This window comes from Salinigranum marinum, from assembly GCF_024228675.1.
In the GTDB taxonomy this organism is placed as follows: domain Archaea; phylum Halobacteriota; class Halobacteria; order Halobacteriales; family Haloferacaceae; genus Salinigranum; species Salinigranum marinum.
Genome location: NZ_CP100463.1, coordinates 121835 through 139797 on the forward strand (window position 1 = coordinate 121835; position 17963 = coordinate 139797).

At 69.4% G+C, this 17963-nt stretch carries 15 protein-coding genes; 4 read left to right on the forward strand and 11 right to left on the reverse strand.

Annotated features, from left to right (window positions below; all coding sequences use genetic code 11):
* Window positions 1–312: 312 nt before the first annotated feature.
* Window positions 313–1200, reverse strand: a complete 888-nt coding sequence (locus NKJ07_RS22820; protein WP_318571130.1) for an FAD binding domain-containing protein — start codon at window positions 1198–1200, stop codon at window positions 313–315.
* Window positions 1201–1288: 88 nt separating this feature from the next.
* Complete coding sequence (locus NKJ07_RS22825) at window positions 1289–2314, reverse strand: DUF8073 domain-containing protein (protein WP_318571131.1); 1026 nt, start codon at window positions 2312–2314, stop codon at window positions 1289–1291.
* A 591-nt stretch (window positions 2315–2905) separates the two neighbouring features.
* On the opposite strand from NKJ07_RS22825, the gene NKJ07_RS22830 reads away from it, so the two are divergent.
* The 4 genes from NKJ07_RS22830 (at window position 2906) to NKJ07_RS22845 (ending at window position 8135) form a co-directional block, all read left to right on the forward strand.
* Window positions 2906–3451: a (2Fe-2S)-binding protein gene (locus NKJ07_RS22830; protein ID WP_318571132.1), complete on the forward strand. Its 546-nt coding sequence runs from the start codon at window positions 2906–2908 to the stop codon at window positions 3449–3451.
* The gene (locus NKJ07_RS22835; RefSeq protein ID WP_318571133.1) at window positions 3448–5883 is read left to right on the forward strand and encodes a xanthine dehydrogenase family protein molybdopterin-binding subunit; all 2436 of its coding nucleotides are present in this window, start codon (window positions 3448–3450) and stop codon (window positions 5881–5883) included. The genes NKJ07_RS22830 and NKJ07_RS22835 overlap by 4 nt, the downstream gene beginning before the upstream one ends.
* Before the next feature lie 94 nt (window positions 5884–5977).
* Entirely contained in the window at window positions 5978–7663 is a 1686-nt protein-coding gene (locus NKJ07_RS22840; RefSeq protein WP_318571134.1) for an adenine deaminase C-terminal domain-containing protein, read from the forward strand.
* A 46-nt stretch (window positions 7664–7709) separates the two neighbouring features.
* Window positions 7710–8135 carry a cupin domain-containing protein gene (locus tag NKJ07_RS22845; RefSeq protein WP_318571135.1) on the forward strand — a complete coding sequence of 142 codons (426 nt, stop codon included), beginning with the start codon at window positions 7710–7712 and terminating at the stop codon, window positions 8133–8135.
* A 21-nt stretch (window positions 8136–8156) separates the two neighbouring features.
* On the opposite strand, the gene NKJ07_RS22850 is transcribed toward NKJ07_RS22845, so the two are convergent.
* From NKJ07_RS22850 to NKJ07_RS22890, 9 genes are all read right to left on the reverse strand, one after another.
* Entirely contained in the window at window positions 8157–9464 is a 1308-nt protein-coding gene (locus tag NKJ07_RS22850) for a 5'-deoxyadenosine deaminase (RefSeq protein ID WP_318571136.1), read from the reverse strand.
* Window positions 9465–9980 (reverse strand): hypothetical protein, encoded by a 516-nt coding sequence (locus tag NKJ07_RS22855; protein ID WP_318571137.1) that lies wholly within the window; start codon window positions 9978–9980, stop codon window positions 9465–9467.
* Window positions 9981–9982: 2 nt separating this feature from the next.
* Window positions 9983–10513: an aromatic-ring-hydroxylating dioxygenase subunit beta gene (locus NKJ07_RS22860; RefSeq protein WP_318571138.1), complete on the reverse strand. Its 531-nt coding sequence runs from the start codon at window positions 10511–10513 to the stop codon at window positions 9983–9985.
* Window positions 10510–11907, reverse strand: coding sequence for an aromatic ring-hydroxylating oxygenase subunit alpha (locus tag NKJ07_RS22865; RefSeq protein ID WP_318571139.1), 1398 nt, complete (start codon window positions 11905–11907; stop codon window positions 10510–10512). Before NKJ07_RS22865 ends, NKJ07_RS22860 begins: the two co-directional genes overlap by 4 nt.
* 101 nt (window positions 11908–12008) lie before the next feature.
* Window positions 12009–12389, reverse strand: coding sequence for a RidA family protein (locus tag NKJ07_RS22870; RefSeq protein WP_318571140.1), 381 nt, complete (start codon window positions 12387–12389; stop codon window positions 12009–12011).
* 142 nt (window positions 12390–12531) lie between these two features.
* Window positions 12532–13692: a BMP family ABC transporter substrate-binding protein gene (locus NKJ07_RS22875; RefSeq protein ID WP_318571141.1), complete on the reverse strand. Its 1161-nt coding sequence runs from the start codon at window positions 13690–13692 to the stop codon at window positions 12532–12534.
* Window positions 13693–13951: 259 nt separating this feature from the next.
* Window positions 13952–14944 (reverse strand): ABC transporter permease, encoded by a 993-nt coding sequence (locus tag NKJ07_RS22880; RefSeq protein ID WP_318571142.1) that lies wholly within the window; start codon window positions 14942–14944, stop codon window positions 13952–13954.
* Window positions 14944–16059: an ABC transporter permease gene (locus tag NKJ07_RS22885; RefSeq protein WP_318571143.1), complete on the reverse strand. Its 1116-nt coding sequence runs from the start codon at window positions 16057–16059 to the stop codon at window positions 14944–14946. The genes NKJ07_RS22880 and NKJ07_RS22885 overlap by 1 nt, the downstream gene beginning before the upstream one ends.
* On the reverse strand, window positions 16059–17717 hold the full coding sequence (locus tag NKJ07_RS22890; RefSeq protein ID WP_318571144.1) for an ABC transporter ATP-binding protein: 1659 nt from the start codon (window positions 17715–17717) through the stop codon (window positions 16059–16061). Before NKJ07_RS22890 ends, NKJ07_RS22885 begins: the two co-directional genes overlap by 1 nt.
* Window positions 17718–17963 lie beyond the last annotated feature (246 nt).

The window sequence follows — 17963 nt, forward strand, 5'->3', positions numbered from 1 at the left end:
GAACGGCAGACGTGGCGTCGATCCGATCCGCTCTGTCCCTCGGTTCCGAACGGTCGCGCTTCCCGGTTCGTCGCTGAGACCGGTTCGTCTCGGATCGATTTACCCCGTCAGATACTACCGATTTCGCGGAGTCAGTTCCGGGATCGATTTTGCGCTTTAGTAGCACTACTACTCACTGTCGACAGCGCTCGTGTCGGGTCGTCGTCCGCGATCCGACGTTCGTCGAACGCTCCCGCGAGACGCCCGCCGCGTGGATCCGCGAGTGTCGCCCCGACCGAACCCGCCGGCGAACTCACCGCGGTGCACGGTCGGTCAGGCCGGGGGACGAGCGTCGGCCCGCGCGGCGGCCCGCTCGAGCGCTCGTTCCGTCTCGACGGGGAGCACGTCCGCACGGAACGCCGCCGACGCCTCGCTGTCGTCTTTCATCGTCGACTCGTCGACGTCGGCCGTCGCTTGGGCCGCCGCCGCGGCAATCGTCTCGCCGTCGAGCGTCGCCCCGCCGAGCGCGCCCTCGACCGACGGGAGTCGCACGGCGTGGTCCGTCACGCCGGTGACGGCGACGCCGGCGTTCGACACCGTTCCGTCTCTGACTGCCAGGCGGACGGCGACACCGAGCAGGGTGTACCGCGACGTCGTGCTGGACCGTTTCACGTACGCGCCGCCGACGGCCCCGGTCGCGTGTGGCACCTCGATCCGGGTGAGCAGTTCGGTCGCACCGACGGTCGCGTGGGGTACGCGCAGGAACGCCTCGGCCTCGACGCGGCGTTCGCCGTCGACCCCCTCGAAGACGAGCGTCACGTCGCCGGCGACGGCGGCGGCGGACAGATCCGACACCGGATACGGGGCGACGAGGTTGCCGCCGACCGTCGCCCGGTTGCGGATCTGTGTGTCGGCGGTCGCGCCGACCGCCTCCACCAGCGCTGGCGCCTCCGGCCGGAGCCCGTCCGTGGCCTCGACCGTCGCGTACGTCGTCAGCGCACCGATACGCACCGCGTCGCCGTCGTCGACGCCGGTGATCCCACGCAGGGCGTCGATCTCGCCGACGTCGACGACGGTGTCCGGGTCGACGTGGCCGCGTTTCAGCCTCGGCAGGAAGCTGTGCCCGCCAGCCAGCAGTTCGGCGGCGGGGTCGTCGGCCAACAGTTCCAGCGCGTGGTCGACGCTGTCGGCCCGGACGTAGTCGAACTCGTCGGGCCGCATCAGTCGCGCGCTCCGTTCGGTCGGGTCGCGGTCCGGCCGCGCCGGCCGTGCGCCCCAGGGCGACGACGCCGGTGTGGACGGTGGCAGGTCATTCCACGGCGGCGTGGATCCGTCTGACGATCTCGTCCGGCGAGACCGCGATCTGCTCGGCGGCCAGCGACCGGGAGACGACGTGGACCAGGCCGAACTCCCGGAGGAGCCGCTCGGCCGTCTCCCGGGTGAGGCCGGTGTACTGGGTCACCTCGTGGACCGTCCGCGACCGATTGATCGCGTCCGTGAGCCCGGCGACGGTCAGCGTGTCGGGGAGAGCGACCCCCGCCGGCGACCCGTCCCGCCGTCGAGCGGACGCCTCGGCCAGCAGTTCCCCGACGGGCGTCGTCGCCACCGGCGACCCGGCACGGGCCCTCGACTCGCCGACGACAGCGTTCCCCCCGTCCGTGACGGCGCTCCGGGCGGCCGTCTCTTGCCGTGTGGGCGATCTCCGTGACGCCGGGTCGGACCTCCCTCTCCCGGACCCAGTGGCCGTACTCGCGTCCGCGTGGCTCGCCGTCTCGGGGTTCGGTTCGACCACACCGTCGACGGGACTTTGTAGATCGGTCCCGCCTTCGTCCACCCCGGTTTTCGCACACTGCGGGGTGGCGTCGTCCGGGTCGTGGATGTCGTGTTTGATCATGTGTCGGCGGACGGTCTCGGGGGTGACGTCCACGTCGAGTGCGTCCGTCATCTCCGGGAACGTGTCGTACCGCTCGTACGCCGCCCGCAGCGCGTCGGGTCGTTTGTACGCGGGGCGCGTGGACTCGGACCCCGAGCTGGTACCGCCGTCTGTACACTGCTCGCCGGTCGACGGAGCCACCGCTCCGTCGTCGGGTGAGACCGTCACTGTCAGATCGACAGCGACCCGTCCACCGTCCACGTCGGTGCCGTCGGCCGTAACCGACACCGCCTCGCTCGTCTCCAGCCCCGACGCGAGCGGCACTCCGACGGACAACTCGGCCGTGACGTCGTCCGTTCCTGTCAGTCGCTGGTCGACCGTAGCGTGTCGGACCTCGGTGCCGGACGATTCTAACCGCGCGAGTACCTCTGATAGCTCTTTGAACGCGCTACTGGCGACCATACTTGCGTTTCTCCAACCGAATCACGTTCTTTCCTGTGCTCACATAAATATTTCTCTCTTTGTTCAGACTCGACCGAACAACGAAGACGATCGAAGAGGAGATTATCGAATTCCCGGACGTTCGAGTAGTGTGGTCTGTTCGGCCCCCTGTCCGACCCGCCGTGGCGCGCTGGACCGGATCGGCGTCCTGCGGCGCATCCCCTGCCGACGAAAAGAGCAGGGAGACACGACGACACTCCCGCGTCGGGCGTCGGGTCGACACACCTGGCACATCTCCGACCACGTGTGTCGGCCGGGACCGTGCGTGTGTCGGTCGCCGGCCGGCGCAAACGCGTTCGCCGCCACCGACGCGTGCGGGTGGGGTCGTCCCGTTCGAGCCACTGCTCCAGACCGGGTGGGTTTGGAATTTTACCTGGTAGATGGGTACGAAACGACTGCACGAACGAGATATGCTTGTCGAACTTGGTCGAAATAAGTTGATTCAACGCAAAGATTAACATCGGTCCTCGGTAGACGTACGCCCATGAGAGGCGACGGCAAAGCGAGTCCGGAGAGCGGTTCGACCGCCGAACGTCACGGACGGGGATACGCATGGAACTCGAACTCACACTGAACGGCGACGACGCAACGCTCACCGTCGCGCGGTCGGCGTCGCTGCTCGACGCGCTCCGTCGGGCGGGGTACACCGGGGCGAAGCGTGGCTGTGACACCGGCGACTGCGGGTTCTGTACCGTCCTCGTCGACGGCGACCCGGTGAAGTCGTGCGTCCAGCCCGCCGTGCGGACCGACGGTGCGGCGGTCGAGACCGTCGAGGGGCTGGGGAGCCAAGACGACCTCCACCCGATCCAGGCGGCGTTCGTCGACAACGCGGCCCTCCAGTGCGGTTTCTGTATCCCGGGGATGATCATGCGGACGAAGGGGCTCCTCGACGCGAACCCGGACCCCGACGAAGGGGAGATCCGGGAGTCGCTCTCGGGGAACCTCTGTCGGTGCACCGGCTACGAGCGGATCCTCGACGCCGTGGACGACGCCGCGGGTCGGCTGGCGCGCACGGACGACGTCGCGGCCGACGGCGGCCGTCCGGTCCCGGAGAGACGGTCGTGTGCCGGCCCTGCCCCCGGCGGTGAACAGGAGTGAGCCGGACCGACGATCCCGACGACGGACGAGCCGGCGAACTCCCACCCGACGAAGCCGAGCGCGATGCAGGGGCAGACGCGGCTGACGACCCGGCCGGGGGGGAGTACGCCACGGTCGCGAGCCGCGAAGAGAAGGTCGACGCGCGCTCGATCGTCACCGGGGACGCGCGGTACACCGCCGACTACGCCGGCACCGTCCCGGACCTCGCCGAGGCCGCGGTGCTCCGTTCGGCGGTCGCACACGGCGTCGTCACGGAGATCGACACGAGCCGGGCCGCGGAGATGGACGGCGTCTACGCCGTCATCACGCCCGACTCGCCGTCGGTCCCGGACCGCCCGTACACGTCGGCGGGCCAGTCGTACCCCGAGCCGTCGCCGTGGGACCTGCACGTCCTTCGGAGGCGCGTCCGGTACGTCGGCGACCCGATCGCTGCCGTCGCCGCCGAAGACACCGCGACCGCCCGCGCGGCCGTCAGGCGGATCGACGTCACCTACGAGGAGTTCGACGCCGTCTTCAGCCCCGAGGCGGCGATGGCCGACGGCGCGCCGCGGCTGCACGACGCCGACGAGGTCGAGAACGTCCAGCCCGGTGCCGACTACGAACGGAACGTCGAGGCCCGCGTCGCCGGCGAGATCGGCGACGTCGACGCGGCGTTCGAGGCCGCGGCCGCTCGGCCGGACCGGACCGTCGTCGAGACGGAGTGGGAGACGCCACACCAGTCCCACTGCGTACCCGAGCCCCACACTACGATCGCCCGTCGCGACGAGGACGACCGCTACCACCTGGTGACGAGCACACAGGTCCCCTGGCACGTGCGCAGGCAGTTAGCCCACCTGTTCGACGTCCCCGTCCGGGACGTCCGGGTGACGAAACCCCGGATCGGTGCCGGCTTCGGCGGCAAGCAGTCGATGGTGATCGAACCGATCGCGCTCGCGCTCGCGCTGGCCGCCGACCGGCCGGTCAAACTGGAGGCGACCCGCACCGAGGAGTTCCACGCGATGCGGCTCCGCCGCCCCTCGCGCGTCACGGTGCGGAGCGTCGTGACCGACGAGGGCGATCTGGAAGCGCTCGACGTGTCGGTCGTGACGAACTCCGGGGCATACGGTCCCCACGGGATGACCGCGAGCGGGGCCGTCGGCAAGAAGCCGCTGCCGCTGTACACCCACACGCCGAACGTCCGCCTCGAGGCGACGGCCGTCCACACGAACCTGCCCGTCGCGGGCGCGATGCGCGGCTACGGCGCGCCACAGGGCCACTTCGCGATCGAGGGGCACATGGACGAGGTGGCCCGCGAACTGGGGCTGGACCCCATCGAGTTCCGCTCGCGCAACCTGATCGGCGAGGGGGACCTCGACGTCGCCTCGAAGATCCTCGACCCGGGCGAGGGCCACGGCCGGCGGATCCGTTCCTGTGGGCTGGACGAGTGCATCGACCGGGGGAAAGACGCGATCGGGTGGAACGACGTCGATCAGCCCGAGGAGGACCATCTCCACCGCGCCTGCGGCGTCGCGCTGGCGATGCAGGGCAGTGGCATCCCCGGCGACGAACTCGGGGCCGCCCACATCAGGATGAACGAGGACGGCTCGTTCGTTCTCCAGACCGGCGCTGTCGACATCGGCCCTGGGGCCGACACCGCGATGGCACAGATCGCCGCCGAGGTGTTGGGTGCCCGCCCCGCGGACATCGTCGTCCAGCCGTCGGACACGGACGTCTCGCCGTTCGACTACGGCGCGTACGCCTCGTCGACGACGTACGTCACCGGGCAGGCAGTAAAGAAGGCCGCCGAGGACGCGCGCGAGCAGTTGTTCGGGGTCGCCGCGCGACTGCTGGACGAACCGGCCGACGCGCTCACCGCCCGCGGCGGGGCCGTGCGCTCCGAGCGGACGGGCGAGTCGGTTTCGCTCGAGGCGATCGGCTACGAGTCCATCTACGGCGACGACGTGCGCGCGCAGGTGATGGGGCAGGCGAGCCACAGCACGGACGAGTCACCGCCGCCGTTCGGCGCGCAGTTCGTCGACGTCACCGTGGACGAGCGGACCGGGGAGTTCGAGATCCACGACCTCGTGTTCGCCGTCGACTGCGGCGTCGCGATCAATCCGGACCTCGCGGCGGGACAGGTCACGGGCGCGATGCACATGAGCTACGAGCTGGCGGTCGGCGGCGGGCTCTCGTTCGACGACGAGGGGGCTCCCGAGGTGTGCGGGTTCCGCGACTACGGCATGCCGCGGACGGACGACCAGCCACCCCTGACGCCGATCCTCGTCGAGACGCACGAACCGACCGGCCCGTTCGGCGCGAAGTCCGTGGCGGAAGTCCCGACCAACGCCGTCCCACCGGCGCTGAGCAACGCGATCCGCCGCGCCGTCGGCGTCCGCGTGAGCGACCTGCCGATCACCCCGGAGAAAGTGAACGCGGCGCTGGACACACAGTGACGCCGTCGCCCCGTCTCTCGTGTCGCGACCGTGCCCGCGGTCGACCCACGGCGACCGCCACCGCAACCGACACCGCCGCCCCGGGAGCGCCGCGGTGAGCGACACCGTCGACCTCCTGGTCAGGGGGACGGTCGTCGACGTCACCGCCGGGACTCTGAAAGAGCGGGCGGTCGCCGTCGACGACGGCACCGTCGTCGGGTTCGGGGAGCATCCGGCCGACCGGGTGCTGGAGGCGGCGTACGTGACGCCCGGCCTCGTCGACGCACACACGCACGTCGAGGCGGCGATGGTCACGCTCCCGCAGTACGGCGCGGCGGTTGTGCCACACGGCGTGACGAGCGTCGTCCACGACCCACACGAGATCGCCAACGTGCTGGGACCCGAGGGCGTCCGGGCGTTCTGTGCCGACGCCGAACGAACCCCGCTGAAACCCCGGCTGACCGTGCCGTCGTCGGTGCCGGCGACGGACCTCCAGGACGCCGGGAGCACCGTCGACGCCGCCGCGGTCGCGGAGTTACTCGAGATGGACCGGGCGGTCGCGCTCGGCGAGGTGATGGACCTCCCTGGCGTGCTCGACGGCGACGACGAGATCCACGCGAAGATCGCGGCCGCACGCGACCACGGCGTGACGGTCGACGGCCACGTCCCCGGCGTGACCGACCCGTCGTCGCTGGCAGAACTTGCCCGTCACCTCGACACCGATCACGAGAGCGTCACGCTGGCGGAGGCGCGGGCCAAGGCCGACGCCGGCTTCCGGCTCTTCCTCCGGGAGGGCTCGACGAGTCGGAACCTCGCGGCGCTCGTCGACCTCGTCGACGAGGTCGACACTCGGCGCCTCTCGCTGTGCACCGACGACCGGAACGTGGTCGACCTCCACGAGCGGGGCGGGATCAACGTCGCCGTCGAGCGGGCGATCGAACTGGGCGTCGACCCCGTCACGGCGGTCCAGATGGCGACGCTGCACACGGCCGAGGCGTACGACCTCCCGTTCGGCCGCATCGAACCCGGCGCGCCCGCGGATCTCGTGCTCCTCTCGGCTCTCGACTCGTGGGCCGTCGAGCACGTCGTCGTCGACGGCGTCGTCGATCCGACGGCCGACGCCGATCCGCCGACGGGGTCGGCGGTCGCCACGGAGACCGTCACGTTCGATCCCGTGACGCCGTCGGATCTGGCGATCGAACACGACGGGTCGGGCCCGGTCACGGTGCGCGTCGCGTCCGTCGTCGGGAGCTTCCGTACCGAGGAGACACGCGCGTCGGTGCCCGTGGACCCGGTCGGCGCGTCGGCGGGAGCTGGCGTCCTCGCGGCCGATCGCGACGCGGACGTCCTGCCGATGGCCGTCATCGAACGCCACGGCGGGCCCGGCACCATCGGTCGTGGCTTCGTTCACAACCTCGGGCTCGACCGAGGGGCCATCGGAACGACCGTCGCCCACGACGCACACAACTGTCTCGTCGCCGGCGTCACGCACGGCGCGATGGCCCGGGTCGCGAACCACCTGCGGGACGTCGGCGGCGGCATCGCCGTCTTCGACCCCGCGACCGACGGCTTCACGACCCTCCCGTTGCCGGTGGCCGGCCTCGTCGCGGCCGCCCCGGTCGACGAGACGGCTCGCTCGTTCGCGGCCGTCGTCGACGCGGCGGCCGACATCGGGCTGTCCGTTCCCGGGGGGCTGCTCGAACTGACGTACCTCGCGCTGGAAGTCATCCCGGCGCTTCGCCTGACGAACAACGGGCTCGTCGACGTCGCGGCCGGCGAGTACGTCGACGTGGTCGTCTGACTCTTTCCTGGCAAAGGGCTATGAGGGCACGGCTTCCTGGTCTCTTATGGACGTCGTTCGATTCGAAGAGCTGGGGCTGGACACCGTCGAGCAGGACACCGAGGGAGCACGCTGGCGGGCGGGGTTCCCGTTCAGCCCGGACCGCCCCGGCGAGACGACCGGCGACGCGGCGGACTGCACGGTGGTCTACAACGAACTCGACCCCGGCAGCCGTCTCGGCCGCCACCGCGACGGGAATGAGGAGCTCCTGTTCGTCCTCAGCGGGACCGTCGAGACCAGCGTCGACGGGACGACCACGACGGTCGACGCCGGGTCGCTCGCGGTGATCCCGGCCGGTGAGCCACACGCGGTGCGGAACGTCGGGTCGACGCCGGCGCGGCTGGTCGGCGTCTTCGGGTCGACGACGGTCGACTCCGCGTTCGAGTCCGACCCGACCGTCGCGGACGGGGCAGACAGGGTGGACGACAGATAACTCACCGAGCCGTGACGTGGCTCACCCGTCGCCCCACGAGCGCCCCTCGAACGCCTCGCGGGCGCGGCGGTACACCTCGTCGGTCCGCACGGTGGTCACGTCGCCGTCTTCGACGACCACTCGGCCGTCGACCATGGCGAACACGACGTCAGATCCGGTGGCCGCGTAGACGAGGTACGAGTGGACGTCGTGCAGCGGCACGCCGCGGCTGGTGTCGGTCCGGAGACCGACGAGGTCGGCCTTCCACCCCGCTTCGAGCCGGCCGACGCGGTCGAACCCTGCCGCCCTCGCGCCGTTTCGCGTCGCCATCCGGAACACCGTCTCTGCGGGCAGCGTCCGCGGGTTCTCGTGGGCGACCTTCTGGAGGAGCGTCGCCTGGCGCATCTCGGCGAGCGGGTCGAGCGTGTTGTTCGCCGGCGCGCCGTCGTTGCCCAGCGCGACGTTGATCCCGCGGTCGAGGTAGTCGACGATCGGGGCGATGCCCGCGCCGACCTTCATGTTCGACGACGGGCAGTACGTCACGTGCGTCCCCGTCTGGGCGAGGAGTTCGCGCTCGCGCTCGTCCGTCAGGATCACGTGCGCGAGGACGACGTCCTCGCCCGTGAGGCCGACCTCGTGGAGCCACTCGACGTCGCCCATGCCGCGTTCCTCGGTGACGTCGTCGATGACGGACGCGTGTTCGCTGGCGTGGGTGTGGATCCGGACGCCGTCGTATCTGTCCGTGAGCTCGCGCGCGCCTCGGAGACAGCTCTCCGAACAGGTCGGGGTGAACCGCGGGGTGACGGCGTAGCGGAGCCGGTCGTCGAACGCGCCGTGGTAGCGCTGGATGAGCCGTTCGGACTCGGCGAGCGCCACCTCGGTGTCCTCACGGAGCCCCTCGGGCGCGTTCCGATCCATCAGCACCTTCCCGAGCACGCCGCGGATTCCCATCTCTCCGGCGGCCTCGAACGCTCGCTCGGAGTGCGCAACCGAGAGGTGGTCGACACAGCAGGTCGTCCCGTGGGCGAGCAGTTCGACGTAGCTCAGCGTCGACGCCAGCGCCAGTTCGTCGGCCGTCATCCCGGCCTCGATCGGGAGGATGTGGTCGTCGAGCCACTCGAACAGGTCGGTGTCGTCCGCGAGCCCTCGGCCCGGGCTCTGGACGGAGTGGACGTGCGTCTGGACGAAGCCCGGGCAGACGACGTCGAACGCGCGGCGTGCATGCTCCGGGTACCGATCCACGACGTCGGCCGCCGGTCCCACGGCCTCGATCTCGTCCCCGTCGACGACGACCGCCCCGTCGTCGAGCACCGTCTCGGCGTCGACGACGACGGTCCCAGTGAGGAGCATCTACAGCGGTCCCTCGACCGCCGTGTCCTCGGGCCCGAACGGGGTCTGGAACCAGACGGAGAAGACGTACGTGTCCTCGACCCTCGCGAGCACCCGGAGCGACTGCACCCCGAGCGTGATCGACGTCCCCCGACCCGGCGTCGTGATCGCGAGGGCGTCGCCGGCCGGCGTCGTCACGTCGCGGACGAACACGTGTGAGTACTCGCTCGACACCGAGAGCGCCCCGTCGGCCTCGGCGGTCACGACGGGTTGTTCCGTGTCCCCGTCGGCCGTGGCGGCCGGGTCGGTCGCGACGGCGGTGTCGGAGCCGAGCAGGTCGTCGACCGCCGCCCGGTCGCGCTGCCACGACAGCCCCTCGAGCAAGAGCGCGTCGAGGCTGACACGCGCGTCGCCGCTGTCGATCGCCAGCCGCTCGCCCTTCGAGACGAGTTTCCTGACCGTGACCGTCGCGTCGCCGTCCGTGAGCCGGCGTTCGGCGACCGTCCGCGTCTCCCCGATGGTGTGGTCGTCGGCCATGGTTAGAGGAGCGGGAGGGTCAGGTTCTTCGTATTCAAGATCGCGTGGTCGAGGTAGACGGTTCGGTGGCCGATGGTGAAGCCGTCGTCCCCCCGCCGGAGCACGGTGTGTCGCTGTGCGGAGAGCAGGTCGTGATCGGCCGTGTCGCCGTAGCTCCGGAACACGTGCTGGTTGTTGGCGACCGTCAGCTCCTCGTCGGTCGCCTCAAGCACCCGCACGTTGCCGATGACGTGGCGGATCCGCGACCGCGGGTTCTCCGACCAGGCGTACTCCTTCGCCAGCCGGCCGACCCGCTCGCGGATCATCTCGTAATCCTCGCGCAGGTAGTTCGTCTCCTCGCTGAACGTCGGGCGCTCCGATCCCGGGTGGCGTGCGACACGGACCGGCACTTCGAGCAGGACGTCTTCGTCGAGCAGGTCGAGCCACGCCTCGAGCGCGAACGTGTCGAGCAGCTCCGCCTCGCGGGAGAGGAACTGCTCGACGGCGTGCTGTGTCTCCACGTCCACGGTCGTCTCCGGCGACACCGGACTCACGCCTCGCCCTCCGTCGTCGGCTCCGCGTCCGGGTCGCCCGTCGCCCCCTCGCGCATCAGCTCGTACCACGACCGCAGGATCGTTCGGGAGTTGCGCTCGTCGAAGTACAACCCCTTCGTGGTCACCTCGGCGGGGCCGTGGAGGGGGTCGTCGACAGTCTCCACCTCGTCGGTCATCGCGCCCAGCCCCTGTTGCATGTTGCCTCGTGTGTCGCGCAGTTCGTGCGTGACCGCGCCGCTGCTGTCGGAGATCCCCTCCCAGATGGTGAGGTCGTCGGACTCGAACGCGCCACCGGGGCTGAGGCTCTCCCAGCCGCGGTGAGAGTCGGCGAGGAAAGAGTCGTCGTCGGCGAACTCCCGCGGGACGAGCCACCAGCTCGTGGTCTCGGTCGTCCCCGGGCCGCGCGGGTTCCACTTCCGGATACAGGCCCACGGCCCGCCCCAGCCGCCCGACTGGATGCCGTGGATGATCGACATGTTGGGAAAGACCGTCCCGAAGTGGAACACGGAGCGACTGAACAGCTCCCGCTGTGCCGCCGAGAGGTCGGGGTGCAGACACTCGCCGATCCCGTCGGGATAGCCCATGAACGTCCCCGGTTCCTCGGAGAGGTAGTAGCCCATCGAGTGGCGGTCGGTGCAGGCGAGATACGACGCCGCCGGGAAGTCGGTGAGTTCCTCCCACGGTCCCTTGGCGAGGGTTTCAGTTTCGAGCCCCGCCTGGTGGGTCGTGAGGACGTGGTACGAGTCGCCGGAGAAGTTGTCCGCCGACGTCTTCCAGTCGTGGTCGGACTCCCAGCGGTGGGGTTCGCCGACGACCGTCATGCCTCTCTCGGTCGTGCCGAACAGCACGTCGAGATACCAGGTGAAGTCGCCGAGGTACGCCTCCAGCGACGGGCCCTCCTCGGCGATCCGACCGAAGATCAGCCCCTGATACGTCTCCAGACACGCCTCCTCGAGCGTGATCTCCTCCTCGTCGAGGTCCTGATACGCCTCCTTCATATGGGGCATCCCCTGGAGTGTCCCGTCGTTCCTGTACGTCCACCCGTGATACGGACACCGGAAGTGCGAGGTGTTGCCGTTCTCGGCGGTACAGAACTGCGCGCCGCGGTGCATACAGCTGTCGAGAAAGGCGTGTAGTTCCCCCCGTTCGTCCCGCGTCAGGATGAACGGGTCCTCGCCGATGTACCGGCGGGCGTAGTCGCCCGGCTCCCCGAACTCCGAGACGTGCCCGAGATACACCCACGCCCGCCCGAAGATCCGCCGCAGCTCCAGGCGGTACAGCGCCGGGTTGTTCGTGATGGCCAGCGGATACCGGCCGGATTCGAGCGCGCTCCCCGTTCGTTCGATAATTCGCTCTGTCGCTTCCTGTTCGTCACGCGTATGCGGCCCGCTCATCTACGAGTGACTGTCAAACCCCGCGATACTAACAGTTGTGTCTACCACAATCGGCGGGTCGCGGTGCGTGACCGGGGCCCGCCCCGGCCAGCCGGCGCACACTACCTGTGTGTGGCGACGGCTTCGATCTCGATGGCGGCCCCGTCGGCGATCCGCTGCACTTCGATCGCCGTTCGCGCCGGGGGAGCCGCGTCGAAAAAGGAGCGGTACGCCGCGTTCATGCCGTCGAACTCGTCGATATCGGTCATGTACACCGTCGTCTTGAGGACGTCGTCCATCCCGAGGGTCTCCTCGGCGAGGATCCGCTCGACGTTCGCCAGCGACTGTTCCGTCTGCACCTCGATGGGTTCGTCGGCGAGGACGTCGCCCGCCGGCGTGATCGGGATCTGTCCGGCGGTGAACAGGACCCGTCCGTCCGTCGCCCCGTGGCTGTAGGGGCCGAGGACGTCCGCGTTCTCCGTCGCGTCGATCGTTCGTCTCACGGGCGGACCACGGACGGCTCCGGGTTAAACACTCGCCGCGACACACGGAGTGACCACGGTCGTCGGCAGGGGCGTCGACACGAGATGTGGCCCGGGCGGCATCGGGAGGCGATGTGGTTCGGCTGACGGCGACGGTCCCCGATCAGGAGCTGGGTACCTCGCCGTTGATGCCCTCGACGTAGCTCTGCATCTCGCCGAAGAGGAACGAGTCGGACTCGCCCTCGAACTGCGTCCCCTGCCAGACCGTCCGGTCGCCGGCGACGAGTTCTTCTTGGTACGACTCGACCTCGCTCACGACGCTGTCGGGGACCTGCGGACCGAAGTCGTCGACGCCGACGACGCCGGCGTCCAGCCCCTCCCAGTACGCGTCGGAGCTCCAACTGCCGTCGTTGATGGCCTGCAGCGTCGGCGCGTAGAACTCCTCCCAGTTGAACAGCGCCGAACTGCCGTACCAGTCGCCGCCGGCCTCGGCCATCGAGGTGGTGTAGGTGAACGCCCAGGCCTCGTTCTCCGCGGCGGTCTGGGTCGCCGCGGTCGTCGTCTGGTGGTTGTTGATCACGTCGGCCCCGTCGCTCGTGAGGGCGTTGACCGCCTGCGTTACGGCCGGCGGGTCCACCCACGCGTTCGTCCACCTGACGTCCGCGGTCACGTCGGGGTTGACGGTCCGCGCGCCCTGGACGAACGCGTTGATCTGCCGGACGAGTTCGGGGATGGGGAACGCCGCGACGTACCCCAGCTGGTTCGTCTCGGTCAGGAGGCCCGCGGCGACCCCGCACAGGTACCGCGCCTGGTAGAGCCGGCCGTAGTACCGGCCCATGTTCTCCATCGTCTGAAAGCCCGAACAGTGCTCGAAGACGGTGTCGGGGTGGTCGGGAGCCATGCTCGCCATCGGGTCCATGTACCCGAACGTCGTCCCGAAGATGACGTCCATCCCGCTGGCGATGTACTGCTCCATGACCCGCTGGACGTCGCCGGGGGCGACCGCCTCCGAGAACTCCGTCTCGAGCCAGTCGAAGCGGTCGGTGACGGCCTGGCGCGCGTCCTCGTGGGCGCGATCCCAGCCGACGTCGCCGACCTCGGCCTGGTAGATGAACGCCGCCCGCACGCCGTCGCCGCCGGACGACCCGCCACTGCCGGACGAGTCAGTCCCGCTCGACGTGGAGCCGCCGGACGTCTCGGTCCCGTCCGACGTGGAGCCGCCGGACTCGCCGGAGCCCCCGGAACAGCCGGCGAGCCCGAGGGCCCCGGCGAGTCCGGCTGTGGTCTTCAGTGCGTTCCGTCGCGTGAGTGTCTCTCTCGTCATTGTTGATCCATTATTGTGTATGACTTCGGCTACTGAGGACTACAATCGTCCACCGAGTAGCGCGTTTTTGTGTTACATAGACACCTTATTTCACAGGAACATAAACATTCCCGATACGGCGTGTTTTTCGAGACCGGCGTCGTCAGCAGTCGTGTCGGCCGCCCACGACTGTCCGGACCGATCGCCCCCACTCCGCGCGTCGTGTCGGCGTCTGCCACGTCGGCTCCGGACGGGTGGGCGCTCTCGGGGCCCGTCGGAATCAGTCGGACTCGCGGCTGTACGACTCCACCAGCGCCGACGGCTGTGCGAGTTCGCGGTTCTCCGCGCGTACGACGGTGACGACTAACACGAGCAGGGTCGCCAGGTAGGGGTACGTCGACATGATCGTCGGGTTCATGACGAAGTCGATGACGGGGTTGAAAAGCGACGCAAAGGGCGTCCCCGCCGCGAGGGTCAGATCGAGCGCCTGCGAGTACAGCTGCAGCGCGTTGAACAGGCCGAACAGGTACGCCCCGAGGAGGATGCGCTCGGGCCGCCACCGCGCGAAGATGACGAGCGCGACCGCGATCCACCCGCGGCCGGCGGTCATCCCCGCCGACCAGATCTGGTTGAACGCCAACGAGAGGTGTGCCCCCGCCGCGCCGGCGAACGCCCCACCGACGATCACGGCCAGGTAGCGCATGCGGTAGACGTCGACGCCCATCGTGTCCGCCGTCTCGGGGTCCTCGCCCACGGAGACGAGTTCCAACCCGAGGTTCGTCCGGTAGAGGAACAGCCAGACGCACGGCACGAGCAGTAGCGCGGCGTAGTCGGTCACGGTGCTCTGAAAGAGCGCCGGCCCGACGATCGGGATCCCCACGAGAACCTCGCCGACGAACGGGATGGTGCGCTCGGGGAAGCCCGAGATGGAGTTGCCGGAGTAGCTGTTTCCGAAGTACGTCGTCAGCCCCGTCCCGAGGAGCGTCAGCATGATCCCGCTGACGGCCTGGTCGGAGTTGAGCGAGATACAGAGGAAGGCGTGGACGAGCGACAGCAGCCCGCCGGCGATGATGGCGACGCCCAACCCGAGCCAGTAGCTGCCGGTCACGACGGTGGTGACGAAACCCGACAGCGCGCCGACGAGCATGATCCCCTCGACACCCAGGTTGAGCACCCCGGCCCGCTCGCTGATGAGTTCGCCCAATCCGGCGAGGATGAGCACGGTGCTCGCGTTGACCGTCGCGTTCGCCAGCCCCGCGAGGAGGCCGGCCATCAGAGCTCACCCTCCGGCTCCGCCCGCGCGGCGGCCTGTGGCTCCGGGCCGGGCTTTCGACCGACCGAGAGCGCCACGCTGTAGCGCTTGAAGAACTCGGCGGTGATCAAAAAGAGGATGATGAGCGCCTGGATGACGTCGACGATGGCGGCGGGGACGCTCATGAGCGTCTGGACGCTCGACCCGCCGACGAAGATCACGGCGAAAAAGAGCGCGGCGAGCAACACCTGAAACGCGCCGTTGCGGCCGAGCAGGGCGATGGGGATCGCGGTGAAGCCGTACCCCGGCGCGAAGAAGGCGCGCAGCCGCGTCTGGACGCCGGAGATCTCGCTGATGCCGGCGAACCCGGCGAACGCCCCGCCGACCATGAGCACGAACAGGTAGATCTTCGAGGTGCTCATCCCGGCCTGTTCGGCCGCCTCGTCGTTGGCCCCGATGAAGGTGATCTCGAACCCCAGCCGGGTGTGGTTGACGAGCAGGTACGTCAGCGCGACGAAGACGACGGCGAGGAGCACCCCGACGGGGAGCCCGACGCCGGGGACGGTCGGCAGTTGCCCGGCGACCGGGAGCTGTGCGGTCTGCGGGAAGTTCGCGCCGGGAGCCTGCATCGGCCCCCGGACGACGTAGTTCTTGATGTCGGCGGCGACGAAGGTGAACAACAGCGTGGTGATGATCTCGTTGATGCCCCAGCGTGCGCGGAGCCACGCTGGCACGGCGATCCAGAGCGCGCCCGCGGCGCCGGCTCCGACGAACATCAGCGGGAGGAGCCCGATCATCGGCAGCGACACGTTCAATCCGATCCAGGTCCCGACGACCGCGCCCATGAACAGTTGGCCCTCCGCGCCGATGTTCCACAGCTGCGCTTTGAGCGGGAGGTAGACCGCCAGCCCCGCGAAGATCAGCGGGACGGCCTTGGCCACCGTCTCGGTGAGACCGAACTCCGTCGTGACCGTCTGGACGAACATGACCTCGTAGGCGGCGAGCGGGCTCACGTCCAGCGCGACCAGCGCCACGGCACTCACCGCGAGGGCCGCCAACACGGTGAACACGGGCGTCCCGTACACCATCCACCGCGGGACCTCCTCGCGGGCCGTGAGTTCGACGTCGACCTGCATCACGACCCGTCCCCGCCGCCGTCGGCCGCGACTTTCGCGTTCGGCGTCGGCTGGCTCCCGCCTTCGCCGCCGTTCATCTCCAGGCCGAGGCGGCGACGGTCGGCCGCCTCCGGCGTCGTCTCGTGGACGAACTCACCCTCGTAGATGACCAGGATGCGGTCGCTGAGGTCCATGATCTCGTCTAAGTCCTCCGAGAGGAGCAACACGCCCGTCCCCCGGTCGCGTTGCTCGATGAGGCGTTTCCGGATGAACTCGATCGCGCCGACGTCGACCCCGCGCGTCGGTTGGCTGGCGACGAGCAGATCGGGGTCGCGGTCCATCTCCCGTGCGAGGATCAGCTTCTGCAGGTTCCCGCCGGACAGTTCGCCGGCCCGGGCCGCCGAGACGTCGTCGACCCCGCGGACGTCGAACTCCTCGACGAGCGTCTCGGCGTACGCGGCCGTCGACTCGTAGTCGAGGCGGATGCCCTCGCCAAACTCCGTGCTCTTGTACCGCTTCAACACCGCGTTGTGCATGACCGAGAGCGTCTCCGCACAGCCGGTCCGGTGTCGGTCCTCGGGGACGAACGACACGCCGGCGTCGATGAACGCGCGCGGCGGGGCCCCCGTCAGCTCCTCGCCGCCGACGCTGATCGATCCGGCCGTGGCCTCGCGGACGCCGACCAGCGTCTCCGCCAGCTCCATCTGTCCGTTCCCGCTGACGCCCGCGACGCCGACGATCTCCCCCTCGTGGATCGTCAGGTCGACCCCCGAGAGCGCCTCGATCCCGCGCTGGTCGTCGGCGTGCAGGTTCGACGCTTCGAGCACCGACTCGCCGGCCGTCACGGCCGCCTTGTCGACGTCGAACAGCACCTCCCGCCCGACCATCATCCGGGCGAGGCCGTCGCGGGAGACGTCGGCTGTCTCGACCGTCCCGACCCGCTCGCCGTCCCGCAGGACGGTCACGCGGTCGGTGACCGACTCGACCTCCTTGAGCTTGTGCGTGATGATGATGATCGACAGCCCGCGTTTCGCCAGCCGCCGGAGCGTGTCGAAGAGCCGTTCCGCTTCGGTCGGCGTGAGGACGGCCGTCGGCTCGTCGAGGATCAGCAGGTCGACGTCGCGGTACAGCGCCTTGAGGATCTCCACGCGCTGGCGCTCGCCGACGTCGAGTTCCCACACCGGCGCGCCCACGTCGATGTCGAAGCCGTACTCGTCGGCGAGCGACTGGATCTTCGCTTCGGGCGCGTCGAGCCCGAGCGTGAACCGAGCGGCGAGCCCCCGCACCAGCGGGTTCGAGGCGACCGACCCGAGCAGTCCGTCGGCCGTCGCGTCCTCCCTGAACGGCCCGCTGGGCTCGCGCATGCCGAGGACGATGTTCTTCGAGACCGACAGCCGCGGGATGAGCTTGAAGTGCTGGTGGACCATCCCGATACCGGCGTCGATCGCGTCCTGCGGTGAGGCCATCTCGACGCGCTCGCCGTCGACGTAAATCTCGCCGCTGTCGGCCGAGTACAGCCCGTAGAGGACCTTCATCAGCGTGCTCTTGCCGGCCCCGTTCTCCCCGAGCAGCCCGTGGATCTCCCCCTTCCGGACCGACATCGAGACGTCGTCGTTCGCGACTACCCCGGGAAAGGTCTTCGTGACGTGTTCCAACCGGACGAAATCGTCCTTACTCATGATCTGTCGTTGTCCAGTACGCTCGGCCCATTAATATATAAGTCCTGCCACATTGGCGGATTTGGCGGGGAATGTTCTACCTTTCACTCTCTCTGCTCCCGGTTCGTCAAATCCGACGCGGCCGGTCGGTCCCGCGGGCGCTCGATCGGCGTTCGATCACTTCGGGACCGCGCGCGGCCCCGAAGATCGAACGTCACTCCGCATCCGACTGTCCGAATGTTTATTTCTGTCGGACATAACACCGGC